11 protein-coding genes are annotated in these 19,617 nt (G+C 58.3%); 10 read left to right on the forward strand and 1 reads right to left on the reverse strand.

Features of this window, described 5'->3' with window-relative positions:
• Window positions 1-4 precede the first annotated feature (4 nt).
• The 9 genes from G9C82_RS17970 to G9C82_RS18010 all read left to right on the forward strand — a co-directional run bounded on the left by G9C82_RS17970 (window position 5) and on the right by G9C82_RS18010 (window position 13,120).
• Window positions 5-2,065, forward strand: coding sequence for a hypothetical protein (locus G9C82_RS17970; protein WP_127014880.1), 2,061 nt, complete (start codon window positions 5-7; stop codon window positions 2,063-2,065).
• The gene (locus G9C82_RS17975; RefSeq protein WP_127014881.1) at window positions 2,062-2,895 is read left to right on the forward strand and encodes a hypothetical protein; all 834 of its coding nucleotides are present in this window, start codon (window positions 2,062-2,064) and stop codon (window positions 2,893-2,895) included. The genes G9C82_RS17970 and G9C82_RS17975 overlap by 4 nt, the downstream gene beginning before the upstream one ends.
• 2 nt (window positions 2,896-2,897) lie before the next feature.
• Entirely contained in the window at window positions 2,898-4,595 is a 1,698-nt protein-coding gene (locus G9C82_RS17980) for a hypothetical protein (RefSeq protein WP_127014882.1), read from the forward strand.
• On the forward strand, window positions 4,595-7,849 hold the full coding sequence (locus G9C82_RS17985) for a VirB4 family type IV secretion system protein (protein WP_127014883.1): 3,255 nt from the start codon (window positions 4,595-4,597) through the stop codon (window positions 7,847-7,849). Before G9C82_RS17980 ends, G9C82_RS17985 begins: the two co-directional genes overlap by 1 nt.
• Window positions 7,850-7,854: 5 nt before the next feature.
• Entirely contained in the window at window positions 7,855-8,226 is a 372-nt protein-coding gene (locus tag G9C82_RS17990; protein WP_127014884.1) for a hypothetical protein, read from the forward strand.
• Window positions 8,226-8,705, forward strand: a complete 480-nt coding sequence (locus G9C82_RS17995; RefSeq protein WP_127014885.1) for a hypothetical protein — start codon at window positions 8,226-8,228, stop codon at window positions 8,703-8,705. The genes G9C82_RS17990 and G9C82_RS17995 overlap by 1 nt, the downstream gene beginning before the upstream one ends.
• Window positions 8,702-9,457: a relaxase/mobilization nuclease domain-containing protein gene (locus G9C82_RS18000; protein WP_127014886.1), complete on the forward strand. Its 756-nt coding sequence runs from the start codon at window positions 8,702-8,704 to the stop codon at window positions 9,455-9,457. The genes G9C82_RS17995 and G9C82_RS18000 overlap by 4 nt, the downstream gene beginning before the upstream one ends.
• Window positions 9,458-9,552: 95 nt before the next feature.
• Window positions 9,553-11,658, forward strand: a complete 2,106-nt coding sequence (locus G9C82_RS18005) for a type IV secretory system conjugative DNA transfer family protein (protein ID WP_174790048.1) — start codon at window positions 9,553-9,555, stop codon at window positions 11,656-11,658.
• A gap of 1,150 nt (window positions 11,659-12,808) precedes the next feature.
• Entirely contained in the window at window positions 12,809-13,120 is a 312-nt protein-coding gene (locus G9C82_RS18010; RefSeq protein WP_127014998.1) for a hypothetical protein, read from the forward strand.
• Window positions 13,121-13,122: 2 nt separating this feature from the next.
• On the opposite strand, the gene G9C82_RS18015 is transcribed toward G9C82_RS18010, so the two are convergent.
• Complete coding sequence (locus G9C82_RS18015; protein ID WP_164734783.1) at window positions 13,123-13,275, reverse strand: hypothetical protein; 153 nt, start codon at window positions 13,273-13,275, stop codon at window positions 13,123-13,125.
• 981 nt (window positions 13,276-14,256) lie between these two features.
• On the opposite strand from G9C82_RS18015, the gene G9C82_RS18020 reads away from it, so the two are divergent.
• Window positions 14,257-19,617 carry a VWA domain-containing protein gene (locus tag G9C82_RS18020; protein ID WP_164734784.1) on the forward strand — a complete coding sequence of 1,787 codons (5,361 nt, stop codon included), beginning with the start codon at window positions 14,257-14,259 and terminating at the stop codon, window positions 19,615-19,617.

A 19,617-nucleotide genomic window follows, 5' to 3' on the forward strand; every position in this document is an offset into this window, starting at 1 on the left:
TACGATGCCATCACTCCGCTCACTGCTGATGATCGCGGCCCTTTGCTCACTGCTCTCGACAGCCGCAGCTGCGGGGCCGGCGTCCGCTGGCAGCAACCCAGCCCAGATTGAGCGGGGGACAGCACACTCCCTCACTGACGCGAGTCACGGTGGCGTGGGGGTACCACAACAAAACGCCACCGCGCCGAATGGCTCCAACAGCGAGGGAACACAGACGAATCGCACCGAAAACAACGAATCCAGCGTCCAAGACCCAGCAGGCAACGAGACAGCAGCCAACGGAACCGAAGGTAACGAGTCCATCGACCGAGGGCCAGCAGGGAACCAAACAGAAGCAAACAGGTCCGTCGAACTCGGAGCAAGGCAGAACCTCAGCGCGAAAGTCTCGTGCTACGAGAACGCCTCGAACCCGCCGGCTAATGCCTCTGTCGGGGACAACGCGACAGCAGGCGTCGTGCCGCCGAACCGGTCCTACAACCACAACCACACGTTCTTCCAAGCGCTGTGGTCTGGCGACCCTGACCATCCGAATCTCACACGGGCCGACCGAGCAGAGGCTGAGAACGGCACACTGGCCGTCCTGCCCTCTTGCACGGGAGATATGGCGTCTCGCGAGCCCTCGAACACAACACTGTGGAACCGGCCCGAACACGACTCGTTCCGGACTGGCATCGAGAACGCCTCGCACCCAGTGAACGTCACGGACACTCGCTCTGGCATCTGGATTCGTGACGCCTACGTCGCGTTCTTCAGCATCGAGCCATCAACGGTCGTCCACAAAAAGTCGGGTACGGAACGGCTGGTCCGTGCGAACGGGACCGTGCGTGCCATTCACGACTACCGGGTGTACATCTCGGAGTTCTTCGAGGACGACTTCCAGGTCGTAGACACGTCGACGAACACGACGCTGTACGCCAACGGCACTGCGATGGACAACAGCACTGCCGCCCAGCCCACGCTCAACTACACGGAGATCAACGGGACCACGGAACTCCAGTTGGTCACGACGATCTCGACGAATATCTCGGAGATTGGTGATGACGAGATTGACGAGTACGAACTGACGGTCACGGACTCACGGACAGTCCAGGTGGAAAACCTCTCCAAGCGGGAGATGGTCGTCGAGCCCGGCGTCGTGCCGAACGGCAGAGGGGCCACGACCGACGACTATCGGATCGGGACCGTAATCCCCGGCAGCTGGCAAAGCGTCCAGTTCGATGGCGGATACGAAGTCCAGAGCAAGTGGCGGTTCTATACTCGCTCACCGCCGGGCTGGGAAAACTGGTCGGAGAACACGACGACCCCAGTACGACCACTCGAAACCCACGCTGTCCGAACCACGGAAGGCCCGGCAGTCACGGTCAACCGCGTCCAAAATGAGAGTTCCGACGGCTGGCGGTTCGTGCCATCGCTCGAAGCGACGTATCCGACAAATGCGACTGTGAACACGACGGCGAACGCGACCAACAGGACGACGCTCCCGCCGGAGATTCGGATCAACCGTTCGGAGACGTTCACGACGGCAGATCGGTTCACGATACGGAGTGCGGAACAACTCCGGACAGAGAACTTCAAGATCAACGGACTGGTTCGCGGGAACAGCATCGAACAGCCAGCGGACTCGACGAACCCGACGCTAATCCGCGAGGTCAATATCACCTCTGAGGTCGTCAACTCGACCGACAACTCGACGGACCTGCTGGTCCGGGTCGAACCGACGGCTGGCTTCCCGATTGCGGCAGGGAACGTTACCGTCGCAACGGGGCAGTCCCGAGTCGAACGGTCACTCGCTGGCGATGATGAGATTTCGGTCACCGTCGACCAAGGCGAAGTCTCCTCGGCGATCATCCAGTACAGTCCGACTCAGATCTGGTGGGAGCAAGGGCGTGCTGTCCCGGTACGAGACACCCAAGAGCGGGTCGCCTACGAAGTGAATCTCCCGGACCTTGCGGAGTTCATCGACCTCGCTGTAGTGACGCTCCTGACGGTGTTGCCGGCTGTGCTGGCGCTGTATGGCTACGACGTCTGGACGAGAGGCAAATTTGTTGGTTGGTATAATCCATGACAAAGCAAGATATACCACGAAACAGCAGTATCGACCGCAGAACAGTGCTTGGACTCCTTAGCGGGAGCCTTGCCGCGCTTGCAGGCTGCAGTGGCGGGCTGTCTGATAGCGGTGACGGAGGTGACGGAAGCGCCGGCCCACCAGAAGAGCAGTCCGACTACATCGAAGAGACGTCGATTGAGATTGTCAAGAACGGCCGCCAATTGGCTCTGGAAGTGGCTGTGACCGATGAGATCGAGCCCTCATCGGTCAGCATCATCACAGAGTCCGGTCGGGAGTTCGTCAGCGATTACTTCAGTCCTGGCGAGACCCGGACCAGCCTATTGCTAACGGCGGGAGATGATAACTACAAGCCATTGCCCCGGGGCCAGCACACACTCTATCTCCGTGGGGATGACGTTGAAACCGAAATCCCACTCGAACTGGGCACTACATTCGAACTTGAGAAAGTCGTTCCTGCCACTGAACATCCAGACGTTCGTGAAGGCCTCGGCCACTTGGTGGTGGTTGTCAGGAATGTGGGTGAGCGAACCGGTGCAGCTACCCGCGCATTAATGAACGGGAAAGAAAAAGAAGACGTGTTTGTCCCGGTAGAGCCTGGTGAAACCAATGTCGTCAGATATTTTTCCCTCATTGAAGACACCGTTTCTTCTTGTCCGAGAGTTGATGAGAGCGCTAAAAGAGATGAGCAATTAACCGTTGAATTCCTTTGGAGCGATCCAGTCACATTCACTCAGACGATCAGCTATGAAAATTCATCTGGATGCGAGCGGACTCTGATTGGGACTCCTGAAGAAGTCACTGCAAGTTCAACGGAGACGGAGACGTAGCAATGCAGTCGGGAATAGGCGAGGACCTCGTTGAGGAGGTTTTCCAGAGATTGCTGAGAGAACTTTCGTCGGCAATCACATCTGGTATCAGTGGTTTCCTTGCTCAACTTAAAACGCAGATAGTCAATTATCTTGATGGGTTCTTTAAGAACCTCATTGACCCGATGGTAGGGACACCCGCCCCCGAAGGACCGAATTCATCGGCCCCAGTTGACATTGCGTTCGAATCTGCGAGTAATGCCCCGTGGAACTCGCTAATATCGGGCATCTACTTCGATGGAATCGTTGGGTTGGCACTCGGGCTGCAGTTCATCGTCTTGGCAATGATTGGAGTTCGATACGGGTCGATGAACCCGGTCATTCGGAAGAAGCTCCTACGCCGACTTGGGGTTGCTTTCCTCTCACTGTTCTTTTGGCTTCCGGTAGCCTCACTGGGGACTCAGTTCTTCAATGCCATCGGTCGCGAGATTTACAAATCCGGTCAATCAACGACTGAAGTCGCCGCACTAATCGGCTCAGCCCAGCAGATTGCGGATCTCAGTCTTGGGATATTCCTCGTCCTCATCGTTGTCGGACTGTACGTCTACCTCAAGGCGGCGTTCATCTTCATCACTCGGTGGCTGCTGGTCTTCCTGCTGACGCTGTCGATGCCGCTGGTTGCGACGTTCTGGGCAGTCGAAGTCTGGCCGCTGAACCGCTTCTCGGGACTGGCGAAACAGGTCGCCGGCGCGTATCCCGGAGTCCTCGCTGCGGGCATCCCGCCTGCAATCCTGATCCGCATGAGCTTTGAAGCGACAAACTGGGGACTGGCTTCTGACCTGTCGCTGTTTATCAGCCTCGTGACGCTGTACTTGGCGGCAAAATCTCAGAAGGTCCTCATCCAGCGCAGTAGCCGCGTTGCGATTCAAGTCAGCGAGCAGGCGCTCGCCGGCGGCAAAAAGCCACTCAAGATCGGTGCGGCGGCTGGTGGTGCAGCGGCGACAGCCGGCGCTGGCGCGGTCGGCGGTCCCGGCGCAGCAATGGCGACGGGTGGCACGATTCGAGCTGCCTCAGGCGCTGCAAAAGGACGTGTCGGCAGTGCTGCTACGGGTGCCCAAATGGTCCACCGCCAGATGGCAGCCAACCCCGCTGGCATGAAGAGGGGTTCTAGCGGCGGCCCCACCGGTTCCGGTGGCGGCAGTAGTCCCAACGGCTCCGGAGGTGGCGGCAACAGTGGCTCCGGCGGCGGTGGCTCCGGTGGCTCAGGCGGTTCCGCTCCACCTTCTGGCGGCGGCAGTGGCAGTAGCGGGTCTGGTGGATCTGGTGGCTCACCGCCCTCTGGCGGCGGGAGCGGGTCCAGTGGAAGTCCCCTCAACAGCCGATTCACCAACGGTGGTTCGTCCAGCTCGTCCGGCTCGTCCGGCTCGTCTGGCGACTCTAAGAGCGACGACACTCCGATTAGCGAACGCCAGACGAAGATGGAGCGTCAAACCAAGATGGAGCGCCAAACACAGATCAACTCTGGCGATACCAGAGTGTTCGAGTCTGAGGTTGATCCGCCGTTCTCCGACGATGACTTCGACGAGAACGATACCGAGACCACGGAGTCCGATGAGTCCGAGTCGTACGACTCGCTCAGGGATGTGTTTGCAACTGATGACGATATATTAGGGCCGGATGTGTACCGCGACGGCCTGCCGCACAAGGAGGATGACGACTAATGGCTGACTCAGAAGAAGAGTACAACACGAACATCATCCACGAATCGCTCGGAGATTCGACTAACTTCTGGGGCGACTACACGCTGGGGGAACTCATCCTGTTCCTCATCCCGCCGTTTGGCTTCCTCGTTGCGATGGGGATGCCGTTCGTGCCGGCGGCGCTGTTCTTCCCCACGTTGGCTCTCACAGCGGTCGTGGAAGTCTTCCTCTACATCCTGCACAAAGTCCGGCCAGATCACTATCGCCTGACTGAGTGGCTACGGGTCAAATTGTTCTGGCTCGTGAAAAAGCGCCAGTACACTCACGGCCAGGGGAATCAGGATACTCGGCAGGTCACGCGATTAGAGCGGGTTATGCCCCACGGCATTGAGCGCGTCGACGGAGCGTACGTCGGCGCGGTCGAGGTCGAGCCCGCCAATATGTCGCTGCAGGACGACGAGAAATGGGACAAAGCCGTCAAGTCACTCACACGCCTGTCTGAATCCCTGACTGGCCGGGCGAAACTCCACGTCACGACGGCCGAAGTCGACAACGAGTCCCACATCCAAGCGCATATCGACCGACTCGACGACCCCGATGCAAAGAGCCATTCGATCTTCCGAGGGGTGCTCATGGAGTTTGTCAACCGCTACATCGACGACAGCGGCAACGTTGAGACTGAGACTGAACTCCAGCGCAAGTACTACGTCGTCGTCTGGGTCACTGACGACGACATTCACGACCTCCAGATGAACAGCGACTCTATCGCGGATTACCTGACCGGGATACCGGTCATTGGGCGGCTGTTCACTCGATTCGACAGTGACACGCTCACTGACGCCGAGCGAGAGGAGTTCAAGGCCAAGAAGCTCCACGACCGGCTCGAAACCGTCGACAGAGCAGTCAACAATATGTTTCGGTGTCGCAGCCGGTCGGTCAGCCCGCATGAGCTGGCGCACTTGACTGAGGACTACTGGGCCTGTGAAACGCGGTCCGAGCGGGAGTACGAAGAGGCGGCCTCCGTCTCCCCAGTGACGTACTCCGCGCGAGAACTCATCAAGCACGGCGAGGGTGCCGCAGCCCATGACGCTGCGGAGGGCATGGACACCGACGACGTCGGTGGGACTGACTACGAGGTCGACGAGACCGACTTCGTCTCCCAGTTGCATAGGCCCGGTGAGAACCATCGGTCACTGGTCGCGCCGACAGATATAGAGTGGGAAGCCGACCACGCCCTCATCGACCAAGAGACGTACACCCGGTGCTTCTGGATCGAGACGTATCCCGAGCATCCGACGAGTGGGATGCTGGAGCAACTGCTATTGGATACGGACCTTCCCGTCGACGTCTCAATCCACATCGACCCATACGACGCTGACACAGCAGTGTCGGTCATGAAAGAGTGGATTTCCTCGCTGAAGATGCTACAGAACGACAAAGGAGAGCTGGAAGCGGAGGATATCGAACAGGAAGTCAACCAGGCAAAGTACATCCGGCAGATGGTCCGGCGGAACCACACGTCGCTGTTCCGTGTCGGAGCGTTCGTCCGGCTGACGGCTGAGACCGAAGAAGACCTCCGGAAGCAAACGAACCGGCTCGAAACGCTCCTGCGAGACTCGCCATCGAACTGTGGGGTCAAGCGAACGACCCGCCGGCAGGAAGCAGGACTGGTGACTGTCTCGCCGATCGGGGCCAACGAACTCGGCCAGAATCGGCTTTCTTCGATGACTGGGGAAGCGCTCGGGTCGCTGTTCCCGTTCTCGTCGAACTACCTCCGGATGGAGGACGGCATCGAGTACGGACTGCACGGCCACAACGACTCCTCACTGTTGATCGACCCGTGGGCGCTGGAAACCGGCCACTCGGAGCTTGTAACCGGGATGCCCGGCGGCGGGAAGACCCACGGCACGCAGGCTCGGGCGATGCGGATGCTGAAAAAGCGGTCGGACGTCAAGCAGATCTACATCGACCCGGTCGGGGATATGCACGGCAGCGCGAAGATGCTGGATGCAAAGACGATCACGATCAGCGGCGAGACGCCGCTGAACCCGTGCGAGATGCATCCGACGCCTCAGCATGTCCTCGAACAGTCCCCGGATATGCAGCCCGTCTCAGCGAAGAAGGACGAAGTGTACGGGGTCATCGAGAACTTCCTGCAATCCCGGGATGTCGATCTGGAGATGCACAGCGGCCTCATCACGTTCCTGATCGACAAGATATTCACTGAATCGGATATCGACCCAGCGGACCCGTCGACACATACGCCGGAGAACTCGCCGGACCTGAGTGACTTCTTGGAGGTAGTCGACCGTCTCCAGGAAGAGCCAGAAATGTTCCCGGGAGCGACGACGGAATCGTCCCAGCAGAAAATCCAGCAGTACGCAAACGAACTCTCGATTGCGCTGCATCCGTTCCGGCCGGGGAGTACCTTTGGCAACCTCTCGAAAGAGTCGGACCTGCGGCTGATCGACGACAGCAGCAAGGCCGTCTATCTGGACCTCCAGCAGGTCGAAGGCTCGGGTAGTGGCCTCGGTAAGCAGCCGTTCATCATGCAACTGCTGTTGTCGACGCTGTACCAGCAGGCCAAGAATATGCAGCAGAAGGTCGAGATCATCATCGACGAAGCTCACTACCTGTTCAATGACGACGCAAATCTGGAGTCGCTGAACCAGATTGCTCGCCACCAGCGCCACGCCGGACTGCGACTGGTGATGCTGTCCCAGACACTCTCGGAGTTCGAGGACAAGGGCGCAGCCGAGGAAATCGCAGGAATGTGCCCGATCAAGGTGCATCACCGCGAGCCGGAACTGGGCGACGAGACAGCAACAAGCGCTGGACTGACGGATGAACAGCAGTCCTACATCCAGCACGCCGAAGCCGGCAAGGAGTCACTGGGTGATGGTCAGGGCTACTCACAAGCGCTGGTTCGCGTCGACGAACATGGCGATTACCCGCTGACGATCAAGACGTCGTGGGAAGAGAAGCAGATCATTGACCTCGACGCTGACGCGGAAGATGCGCTCGACGTTGTTGCTCACGAGGCTGACTCCCGCGCTGCTGACTTCGAAGAGTTCGTCCATTCCAAAGCAGTCGAACAAGAGCTAACGAATCACGGATTATCGCCTGAGAAGGCTGAACACGTCCTCAACGGACTCAGCGAAGACGAGTTGGTGGATGTGGTGTCTGTAGCGCTTGACCAGACACAGCCAGAAGCAGTTGTCGCTGACGGTGGTATCGAGGCAGAGACTGATGCGGAGTTTGACACTATGGAGTAATTCACATGAATGAAAGTATCACATTCTCGATGAGCGCAGAGAAAAAGAAACAGATTGTAACGCAAGCTGAGAAGAACGACGAAACGGTAACTCAGTTCCTGCTTAAAGCGGCAGAACAGCGTATATCTCGTGAACTGCAGGAGCAACGTGCTAACGAACTAGGGGTTGCAGATGAACTGCAAGACCTTGCTGATAGCGTCACTGGCGAAGTGAGCGCTGCAACGGATATCGACACAGATCAAGAACTGTGCCATACTGTAGCACTGTGGGAGTTGATTTCGAGTAAGTATGATGCTGATACTCGAGCTGCCGCAATGGAGGAAGCGCCAGAGAAACTGCAGGAGCAGGTAGCGAAAGTTGGCGGAGGTGATGACTGATGACAGAGCGAGATGAAGTTCTTCAGATATACACGACCAGTGAAAACAAGGAATGGATCAAAGAGCGGGCTGAAATAGAAGGCAAGACGATCTCGGATATCGGCCACAGTCTCGTTGAAGAGTATATCGACCGCGAAACTGGTGAAACCCAGTTTGAGCGGTACGGGACTGATACGCAACTCGAACTCGTCATGGAGAATATTCGGAGTGATATCACGGCTGAGCTGGACGAGTTCAAATCCGAGACGCTGGAGGAACTGAAGACGGTCCAGAAAGTCCGGACAGCATACACCATCGCTATCTGGAAACTACTGCAGGAGGACCACGATGATGCACACCTCAGATTAGCGATGAAGTTTGCGACCGACCGCATTGGACGGGAGCCAGCTACAGAGGCAACAAACAGGAGTGATACCGACTCAGGAGAGCAGGGTCGTGAGTCCTCGGTGGCGACGAATGCTGGGGGTGACGGTGCATGATACTGCCAACGGATTATCAGCGGAATGGAGCAGGGAATCTCGTTGATTACATCCGGCGCGACCGGGACCAGGACGCCGGCGCGACAGTTGACCTACGGAATCCGGCCGGGCGAGAACTGTCCGACCCAGAGGTGAATCGGTTCGTCGACAAGAGCCGAGAATTCGGATTTCAGCGGCATCTGATCGTCTCGCCAGACCCCACTGGAGAATACTCACCAGAAGAGGTGAATGCCAACACTCGGGAACTTATGAACCGCGAGTTCGCCCGGCAGCCGACAACTGACTACGTATACGGTGTCCACCAGAATACGGAGTTCCCACACGCACACGTCGCGGCAACTGGGGAACCAGCAGAGTTGGAGATGGATCGGGAAGATATCCGGCAGATGCGCGAACAGGCAGCGACCGTATTTGCAGAACCCGCTCGAACACGCGACCCAACGGCTGCCCCTCGCGATGCCCCGGAGAATCCCGGTCGGGTCGTGGATCAAGAAGCACGGGAGCAGTACCACGAAGCAGAACTATCGCTGAACCCCGAAGCAGAAAAAGCCCTCAAGCGCGCGACTGAGAAGAGTCAGCACAAAGACGTCGAACAACCCACGGCTGAGAAGGCGCGCGATGAGCGGCAAACTGAGCCACTCTCAGAACGTGCTGCGGAGAGAGCCGAAGAACAAGCGGCAACTGAGAGCGAGCCCGAAGCTGCGCTTGAACGCGAGCAGGAACCCGAACGCGAAGTCGGGTGGTGGCAGTGAGTTCTAGTTCCTCTGCACCACCAGGCCAACGCTCTGGCGAGGTGCCGAATAGCCTCAAGTACGACAACGTCGTCGGGTTCGTCTGGGCCGGATTCATGCTGTTGTTCCCGCCGATGATCGTCGACAGCGACAAGGTTCTCCCAAAGCGGTTCTGGGCGTGGCGCTACATTTATTTCGGGTTCGGACTCATCAGCGCGGCGTTCTTCTACGACGTGCTTATCCAGACACCCAGCGCAGCGCTGTTGTTCCCGTTCGCACACGTTCTGGCTGCCATCTCAGTGGGGACACTGTTCGCTGACTTCACTGTACCCGGCCTGTCACTGCCGATGGTCTCGTACTCGACCACGGTGATCCTGTATGCTGTTTCAATCGGCGTCGTGTTCTCCGGGGAACTACTCCGCCGAACGTCACCGGAAATGCTCGCGATGAACCAGTGGGACCACGACGACGGAGAGTCCGTTGTCCCGCTGGAAGAGGTCTCTCACGAACATGAAGAGGCCGAAATGCCGTTCACGCTCGATCAAGATGTCTCTACAGCCGTCGTGGGCGAGACTGGGTCGGGCAAGACGTCGATGATGAAACTACTGGCCTACCAGTTCCCGTACTACAGCGACACAGCGGTCATTGCTCACGATACTGGCGAGGACTTTCAAGCATTCTACGAGGAGCTGGGCTTTGAGGTTCAGCGCATCCGCCACGAAGATAGCGACGTAGTCTGGAATCTGTTCAAGGATGCTGACTCGGAGTCGGACTTCCGCGAGGTCGCCGGCGCGATCTTCGGCGAAGCCGACGGCCACGACCCATTCCATCGGCCCGCCAAACAGACTTTCGCAGAGATGCTGATGTACCTGCATCTCAGCGCGAAAAAGAACAATCGCCGTCACGCGCTCTGTCATGCCGATATCGTCTCACTCCTCAACGAGGGCCACATCGCGCTCAAGAAAGCCCTTGATGAGTTCGACCGGCTGGATTCGGGTCATATCGACCCTGACAAGGGGAAAGGCGCACAGAACGTCTACCAGACCATCAAGGAGAACGTTGATCCCGTCTTCACCGGCGACTTCGGTGACTACGGGGAGTTCTCACTGCAAGAGTACATCGAGAACCCGGAAGGCCGGGTCCTCATCATTGACTCGAACCCAACGGAACTGGAAACGCTCGGGCCGATGTACCAACTGCTCGTGGACTGGTCGATCCGCTACGCGATGAATGCCTCGAACCCGACGGTCCATATCCTTGACGAGATTGACGCGCTGCCGGCGCTCACTCAGGTGACGAACCTTACCGCCCGAGGCCGGAAACACAAGGCTCGGGCACTAGTCGGCGTCCAGACAATCGGCCAGCTCAAGGACACGTACAGTACAATCTCTGGGATTGTCGGCAACTGTCCACAGGGAGTTTACTTCGGGCCGGGTGACACTGAGTCGACGGACTTCATCCTCGACGAACTCGGCGAGAGCCGGCAGTATGACCGGTCCGAGATGGTATCGATGAGTCACCAGGGACGCGGCGAGAACCCCCGGACGCAGGCTCGGGACACGTACAAAGAGAAGGACAAAACGCCGGTCACCTCTGGTCTGCTCCGTGACTTCCAGCCCGGTGAGTGCGTTGCCGTCTCTCGGACGACGTGGGTTCATGGACAGTCCTACGAACTGGCTGATGTTCGCGATAGCCTCCCGGCACAGGGTGCGGAGTCGCCGGGCAGTTCGGAACCGGAACCCACCGAGGATGATACCGACATCGAGAGTGACAGCTGGTTCTCGTTCACTCGGGCCCGACTTGATGATGTGCTCTATGGGTCACTTGGTGAGGACGACGACGATGAGCCCGGAGACAGTGACCCGGATCGTGACGCCGAAGTCGAGCCGACCGTCGACGCGACAGACGGGTTGGGCGACGACGAGTCGGGCGACCCACTCGACCAGACTACAGCAAACACTGCCGTCACGTCACCGGACACAGACCATCCGAACCTATCAGATGAAGAATGTGAGTGCGTCGGTGGCGATCACGACCAGCAGTCCGACGACAACAGCGGTGACTTCTCCTCTGACGAGTCACCGAACCCCACCACTGATGAGACGGAAGCCGCTGAGAAAGGAGATGCTGAATCGGCCTCAGAATCAGACGCTACTGAGACTGATGAGCAAGACAAAACAGAGTCAGAAGAGAAGGGGCACGACCCGGCTGGGTTCATGTGACTGCCTCTCTACAGAGTAACGATAGCATCTAAGAAAATCTATACTTTTGCAGATAATCTCTTGATCTCCCTTTGGTTGTTGACTGATAGAGTCCTTTGGCTGTAGCCCCTCAATAGAGCTATTGTCAGATATCGAGTAAAGTCTCCCCAGCTAATTGATTCTGGGTGAAATCGCCAGACGGAATCGGTTTTGCTCCTATCTGAATCTATTAGCCAAGTGACTGATTCGTACAAAATCGCAATACGTGGGGGGTGTGATTCACAGAATAATTGGTCATTTAACTTGCCGTGCTTTGTGGGGCGTTCTGAGAGCGATTTGCGCGAGAAATGCATAGGCAATCTAACAGTGGGTGCGTGGGTCGATAGGCCCGACACAAACAGGGGTGCGAATCCGTTCAGGCCACCTGCACTCACACCTATTGGAGAACAGATAGGTATTGTCTCATCTCTTGGAGTCCGATCAGGACTGCACACGACGAACCAGCCTCACCGAACATCATGTGAGTCCACTGCCCAAGCACGTCGGCGGCCACCGCCGTCCAAGGCCACGCCGATCACGACCACACTTGAACTGAGCCAGTGCTGGCAGACCCACGCTCGACCCTCGCTCGCTTCGGCCCCTCGTGGCGCACACCTTGTCGCTCACCGGTCGGCGACCACACCATCATGTCCGGAGGTTTGTATCTGAAACCCAACAGGTACAATGTGCCTTGTTTTCGCATCATAGTGTAGTCGCAAATTAGTGTGCCACTCAGCTGGGAACTGTCCGATTCCCGGCGGGGATCGCGCCCGCTACTGCAGGCACGAGTGGACCGGCGTGAGGCGCGCGACCGCGCCGAGCGCAGCGCCCCGTCGTCCGAGTGAGCGAGAGTGAACGAGGACACGACAGACGAGCATCGCGAGTCTGTCAGTGGCGTCGCGCGCTGTCACGACACCCTGCCCCCGCACCCGTTCCTGCCCGGGCCGGCAGACCCACGCTTGCGATACACCTGGCACTCTGTGGGACCAGTACCTCGACGTGTGCCAGCTGGAACCACCCCGACCCGGAGCTTTTTGAGCGATGACGGCCAAGTCTGAATCGCAGCGTTCTCATGTCAAAGACACATCCATCTCCAGAGCGGCGGCTACCTAACGAGCGAATCGTCCCGTCAATGACGACTATCGGCCCGGTCATCGACGAAGTCGTCGAAATCGCACAGCACAACCTCAAGCGTCCGATCTCGGTCAAGATCTGGACTTGGGAAGACGGGACATTCAAAGTTCGTGCCAAGCACTGGTATCCAGCTGGGACCACGACCCGGTACGGCCACCGGTCGGTAATCCAGTACCACAGCGACCGTGAGGTTGTCAAAGGATACCTGCTGGAAAAAGACACAGAAACAGATGAAGAATCACTCCTCCTGGAAATGAAACTCGACGAAATCAGTGATCCAGTCCCACGAAAAAATGAGAAGGGCGACTAACCCTATTTGTCCATTACGAACCGGTAGCACTTCTCACACAGCCGGTCGAACGATTCCTCACGCTCGCTATCATAGAACGACCCCAAGCGCATTCGCTCGTCATCGAGGAAGGTATTGAACACCTTCTCGCACCGCGGACATTGGATATTTCCCACATTTCTCACCTCCTGGGGCCCTTCTCGGGCCGCCACCTGCCTGCGGCCGCACAAAATCCACGCCGGCGAGCAGCGGTATCCAAGCGCTCCCCCGACGCTTAACCAACATACCCGCGATCTCACCCGCCCAATGTTGGTTAACACCGCTGCGCCACTCTCGCCGACGCCGGATCTCGACAGACCAGCCACGAATGCGGTTCCCGTCCACTTCCCGGCGGCAGGGCGGGATCGCGCCCGCCACTGCAGGCACGATGGACCGCTGCGAGGCGCGCGATAGCGCCGAGCGCAGCGTCCCGTCGTCCGAGTGAGTGCCAGCGAACGAGGGCTCGACAGACGAGCGTCGCGAGTCTGTCGGTGGCGTCGCGCGCTGTCGCGCGCTGTCGCGACCCACCAACCACCCTGCCTCAGTCCCTCCCGGGCCGGCTGGCCCACGTCCACGCACACACCAGGACACCAGCACTCTCACAGCCCCCACCAGACTGACCCACGTCGACGCGCCGTCGCGGTCGGCGCTCCAGTCCGTGCGCGCGGTTGTCTCGCCGCCGCCCGGCTCGCCGGAGGCGGTGGCGAGGCTGTGTAGGTAAAATAACGAAAGAGTGGAGCGTCTATATTGCTGATTGTCTACAAAGTCGGAAGTATGTCACCATAACCGAGTTTTCTTGCAGTGACGAATTAGTTTCGTCCTTTGCTTGAAGTTACTCTATATCTTCTTGTAAACTGGAGTGCTTAATTACATTAGGGAATTTGTAATATAAATTCATAGACGTGACCGTGGGCAAGTCTGTTGCCCTGAAAGACACACACCTGGGTGTGTGATTTGTATCAGCGTCTACTCTGCTGCCAAAGTCTGTCTGAGGAGATTATTTCTAACCTCTGTTTCTTATAGAAAGACTTATTTTTATTTCAGATGGGATACGTCTTATGAGAGGTAAGACTAGAGATAACCAAACAATTCGAATAGCGTCGCGTGGATTAACTGCGGTGTTTCTTGCAGTACTGATCGTCACCGGAACGGTATCGCCGGTGGCGGGATTAGCATTCGTAGGGGACGACCATCTGGGCGCAGCCGGTAATGAGAAGGCAGCCGGAAACCAGCCGATACCCGGTAGTGTCGTCGACAGCGAGAACGCCGACCAGTTGACAAACGGGAGTGCGACGCTCCAGAAGACTTGGGCGCGGTCGCTCCTCCTCAACCTTCGAAACAAGGAAACGACCGCTGACTACGAGCCAGCACTCGACAGCGTTAACCAGTCGATAGAGATGTCGGTTGGACCCTCTGAGGTCTCAAGTAAGGAAGCGTTTGAGGCCGACGCCGAAGCCGTTGAGTCGCTTTCGCTGTCGGGCACAGCACAGGAGGACAAACAGGCAGTACTCACAGCCCATATCCTTGCTTCTGCTGACAACGAGACTGCGACGGCACAGGTCGCCTATGCAAAATGGGCACTGAACCGTACCGAAAATCGTCTCTCTACTGGAGGGAAACGGAGTACACAGGCGCACATCGAGAACGCTGAGCGAGCCCTCAAACGGGGCCGCAACCGACTGGAAAGTGGCAATGGTGCAGACCTGCATTCGCGGGTCGCCGCCATTGAACAGTTCCGTGTGGCTTGGGTGCAGGCGACACTCGCACTGGAGCGTATGGATGCTGAAACCTCCCCGCATGTATCTATTACCACACGGGGGGACCCTCTACGTAACGGGACGCAGAACCTCACTGGACAGGTTCGCGGTGAGGTGTTCGATGTACAACCACGCAAACTCTCGAACGCGACACTAACCGTTGATAGCGGCCAAACAGTCACGGTACCAGTCACCGTCAAGGACCGTCGTGGAAACGGGACATTCGCCGCGAATCTCACGTTGGAGGACCGCGTTACATCGGTGACTGCCGTAGTCTCGGAACCGAATGCGACCGGGCCCGGACTGGATGACATTGACGAAACGGCTGCCAGCGAAACGAAGCCGACCACGACGAAGTCCTCCAGTCGCGGAAATGCAAGGGATAACCCCGGCAAAGCAAAAGGAAAACAGAAGGAGAACCCCGGTAAGGCAAAAGGAAAGAACGGGAAAGAAGATAACAAAAATAAGGGCGATAAACGAGGCGGCCCACCGGACGACCAATCAGAACGCGGTCCTGCCGATGGCGGGGGGCCATTCGCCAGTAGTGTCGGCTCAGACACAGTCCTGTTCGATGGTGATGGTCTACCAGACCGCTATGAGACCGAGATTGTTGGGACAGATCCACAAAACCCTGATAGTGATAGCAATCTCGTTACGGCCGATGTCGGTGACAACGGTGTCACCGATGGATTAGAGGACTTCGATGGAGATAACGTCACCAACTACTACGAGGGCCGGTTCGCCACCGACCCATTTGCGACCGACACGGACGGTGACGGGCTGCCGGATCTCTTTGAGATCGAGAACGGTAAGCTAGATCCACAAAATAACGACACAGACGGAGACGGCGTCACCGACGACGAATGGGACATCGACGGCGATACGCTCACCAACATTGAGGAGTACGAAGCTGGGACCAACCCGCTCACCGCGGATGGCGACCGGGACCGGCTCAACGACTCCGAAGAACTCGCTACGGGAACGAACGCGAGCATCCCAGACACAGACGGCGATGGTCTTTCCGACGGCGAGGAAGTCCGTCTCGGCACGGACCCGCTAGTCGCTGACTCTGACGGCGATGGCGTTGTCGACGGCAAGGCCAACTACACAACGGCTACCAGCAATGAATCGCTGGGCGTCAGCGTTTCGCTGTCTGGCGACGGCGACGTGGCCAGCGGTGTCACGGTCAAGAACGGTTCGGATCCGGCCTTTGACCGCGATCAGGTCACGGACGCGCAGGTGAGTTCTTTCGTCGACTTGGAGTCCAAACGCGAGTTCGAGAGTGCCAACGTCACCTTCTCGTACAACGACTCACAGCTCGACTCGACAAACGAGTCCGACCTCGTCGTCTTCCGGTACAACGAGACGTTGAATATGTTCGAGCCGCTGGAGACGTCCGTTGACTCGGCGAACAACACCGTCACCGGCGAGACAGCGCACTTCTCCAAATTTGTCGTCTTTGACGTGCGCAACTGGGCCACCAACTACGAGTCCGAACGGCCGGCCAATGGAACCGACAGAGATGAGATACAGCCACTCGACGTCGTATTCATCATCGACTCCTCCGGGTCAATGCAGAGCAACGACCCACAGGAGTTCCGCAAGCGTGCTTCGAAGGAGTTCGTCGGTGCACTGGTCGATGGCGACCGCGCGGGTGTCGTCGACTTCGACAGTAACGCCTTCGTCAGCCAGGAACTGACAACCGATTTCGGTCGCGTTAATGCCTCCATCCAGCGGCTCGACGCTTCCGGCGGGACCGATATTGGTGATGGAGTTCAGCAGGCCAACCAGCACTTCGCTGCACAGAGTAACAGCTCTCGTGGGCAGTTCGCCATCCTTCTAACGGACGGCCAGGGCAACGGAGGCAGAGCGGAAGCACAGACAGCCGCTGACCGCGGGACGACCATCTACACCATTGGTTTCGGCGGTGCGAACGGTGACAAGCTCCAAGACATTGCACAGACAACAGGCGGGAACTACACGTATGTTGATAGCGCAAGTGACCTGCCGCAGGTATTCTCGCGAGTTGCCGATGACATCGGTGCTCAAGACACCGACGGCGACACTATCCCCGACGTCGCCGAACGCCGCGGTGTCCCGACAGGACAAGGGCTGATTCAGACCGACCCCTATAACAATGATACCGACGGTGATGGTATCTCCGACCAGGTCGAACTAGGACGCTCGACGAGCTTCGAGGACCTCCGGGCGATTCGGAATGGAGAGTCCAATGCAACGGCCATTGAGCAGGCACAGGCACAGACAATCATCTCGACGATGGATGCGGCCGGGTACAACCTCAGCAATGTCTCCGCAAGAATCTATCTCGAACCCGATAGCGATCCCACGAAGGTCGACACCGACGGTGACGGCGTCGCTGACGACGTTGAGACGACTGAGACAGCGTCGGTGCTGTACACGGCCTCGAAAAACGCTACAAAGAGCGTCATCGAAACAGGGGAGCCCGACGCTACGGTCATCCAGAACGCCTATGAGCGCAACGAGGTGTACTCCGACCCATGGGACAGCGACACGGACAGTGACGGCCTTGACGATGGCCGCGAACGGGAACTAGCGACGAATCCGCGCAGCGCTGACACTGACGGCGACGGTATCGACGACGAGAGAGAGACCACTAGCCGCGGTGACCCTACACTGTATGATGTACGCGCACCCGAGATCGCTATCGATAACTCTGGCTATCGTATTCCTCAGGGGAGTCTGGACACCACGTACTGGGTGCAGGTCGACATCCGCGATGCGGCCGGCGTACAGAGTGCATCCTTTGTCAAAGACGGGAATGTAGAGAAGACCCGCACGTTCGACGACGACGACCCGTATCTAACTGACGGTGGGACCCGTGCGATCGGCACGCTTGAATGGACTGATGAGGCCGTTACGACCGAGGAAGTCGACACCAGTAGTGTCGAGTCGACGTTCGTCTCGTTCGGCTCTGCCGCCGTCGATGCGGTCGGTGACACGGCCGATACCGTTGGCGATGTTACAGTCGGAACGACTGTCTATCTCCGTAGCACTGACAATAACCGAAACAGTCGACAGGTGGTTGGCGTCCAGCGTGCGAACTTCTACGGCGCTGTTGCCGGCGAACTGTACACGGGCACGATCGTCGACCAGGAAGTGGCCCGTACGTTCGGGCAGGTATCGGGCCTCTCTGCCAGTCTTGGCGTCGTGTTCAACGATGTGGCGACGTTCATCGACGATCCAGCGGCGTTCATCGACGGCATTCAGGCACTCTATGACGTCATCGCTGCGGAGGGCGTCGACATCATCCAGCCGCTTATCGACGGCTACATCCAGCAGTTCCAGCGGAAACAGGCCCAAAACAACCCCTATGGGTCACTGGAGGAAAAGGAGAACCCGGCGCTGTACAGCACCTTCGAGCGCAACTGGTACAAAGGCTACGCTGCCGGATTCCTCACGAAACTGGTCGTCAGTGCCGGTGTCGGGAAGGCCGGCAAGACCGCAATCAAACAGACCGACACTGCCGGTGACATTGCCAAGCAACTCGCCGACACCCGCGCCCTGCGCGCCCTCTCGCGAATCCAAGGTGCCAGCGACGCCGCAAAAGCCCGCGTCACCGCCCGCATCCTGCTGGCCTCAGACGACGCCACCGAGGCGGTCATCAGCCAGGCCGACACGGCCGGGCAGGCCGTCCGGCTGTGGCGGATACAGCGCAACATCGACGCCGACGTCGACGCGCTGCCGGAGGCCAGACAGGCCGATCTGGGTCAGTACCTGCTCCGGAACGGTGACGCCGGTCGAGAGACCTACGACGCGCTGGCGGATGTCGATAGCGACGCTGCAGACGCCTTATTGGATATCGACAATCCGGTCTCACAGCGGCGGTTCGTACAGGCTTACGACCGCGGTGAAGCCGACGGAAACGAACTCTCGACTGCAGTCAGTCGATACAACGAGCTTGACGCCGACCAGCAGCGGTTCGCCGACACCGCACTGGAACGTGCCGGCTACGACAGCGTCGACCTGCTGTCCGACGATGTCTGTAACAGCCCGTGCCAGAGTACGGTCCGCTCGGTATACAGCTACACGCAGCGGTCCGACGGATTGAGCGATTCGGAGGCACAGGACCTGCTTAAAGCGTACGACGAGGCCGACGACGTAACTGTTGGGCCCGGAAGAGATGGGTCCGGGAGCGTCCAGTCGCAGCTCAATTCGCTCGACGAAAACGGAGCCAACGGTGTCGCCAGGACCATGCGAGACGTGTCTGGAACGAGTACGGGATACAGACAGATCGCCGGCGAGGCAGATATCGCCGACACGGTGGTCGACGGCGACCGCGTCGATGCGAGCGACGTGACGCTTCAGCAGGACATCCCCGAAACCGAGGTCCCAGACAGCCTCACCAAGCAGAGCTCAGAGATTGACGTGAAGGTCGATGGAGAGTGGACCGTCGACGGCGAGCGGCTCGATTCACCGGCAATCGAATCCAAGAACCTGGATGGGGACCGGTACAACGACTTTACGGCGGAAAACGAAATCTCTGACCTCGAAGAAAAACTGACCGCCCAGGCTGGTTCAGGTGAGGACGAAATCGTCGTCGTGACGACCTCCGAATTCAGGGACCAGTATTCGGGACGGCTAGAAGACGTTCCAGGCAACGTTCGAAGCACGTTAGATGCTAACGGAATTGACTCGGACGTGACGATTAAAGTGACCACCTACGAAGAGCTAGGCCAGTAA

This window comes from Haloarcula sp. R1-2 (genome assembly GCF_011627385.1).
In the GTDB taxonomy this organism is placed as follows: domain Archaea; phylum Halobacteriota; class Halobacteria; order Halobacteriales; family Haloarculaceae; genus Haloarcula; species Haloarcula marismortui.

What these genes read in the sequence shown, in the direction of transcription:
- G9C82_RS17985 (WP_127014883.1), top strand. Translation starts at nt 4,595, where the DNA reads ATGGCTGACTCAGAAGAAGAGTACAACACGAACATCATCCACGAATCG.
- G9C82_RS18010 (WP_127014998.1), top strand. Translation starts at nt 12,809, where the DNA reads ATGACGACTATCGGCCCGGTCATCGACGAAGTCGTCGAAATCGCACAG.
- G9C82_RS17970 (WP_127014880.1), top strand. Translation starts at nt 5, where the DNA reads ATGCCATCACTCCGCTCACTGCTGATGATCGCGGCCCTTTGCTCACTG.
- G9C82_RS18000 (WP_127014886.1), top strand. Translation starts at nt 8,702, where the DNA reads ATGATACTGCCAACGGATTATCAGCGGAATGGAGCAGGGAATCTCGTT.
- G9C82_RS17995 (WP_127014885.1), top strand. Translation starts at nt 8,226, where the DNA reads ATGACAGAGCGAGATGAAGTTCTTCAGATATACACGACCAGTGAAAAC.
- G9C82_RS17980 (WP_127014882.1), top strand. Translation starts at nt 2,898, where the DNA reads ATGCAGTCGGGAATAGGCGAGGACCTCGTTGAGGAGGTTTTCCAGAGA.
- G9C82_RS17990 (WP_127014884.1), top strand. Translation starts at nt 7,855, where the DNA reads ATGAATGAAAGTATCACATTCTCGATGAGCGCAGAGAAAAAGAAACAG.
- G9C82_RS18005 (WP_174790048.1), top strand. Translation starts at nt 9,553, where the DNA reads ATGCTGTTGTTCCCGCCGATGATCGTCGACAGCGACAAGGTTCTCCCA.
- G9C82_RS17975 (WP_127014881.1), top strand. Translation starts at nt 2,062, where the DNA reads ATGACAAAGCAAGATATACCACGAAACAGCAGTATCGACCGCAGAACA.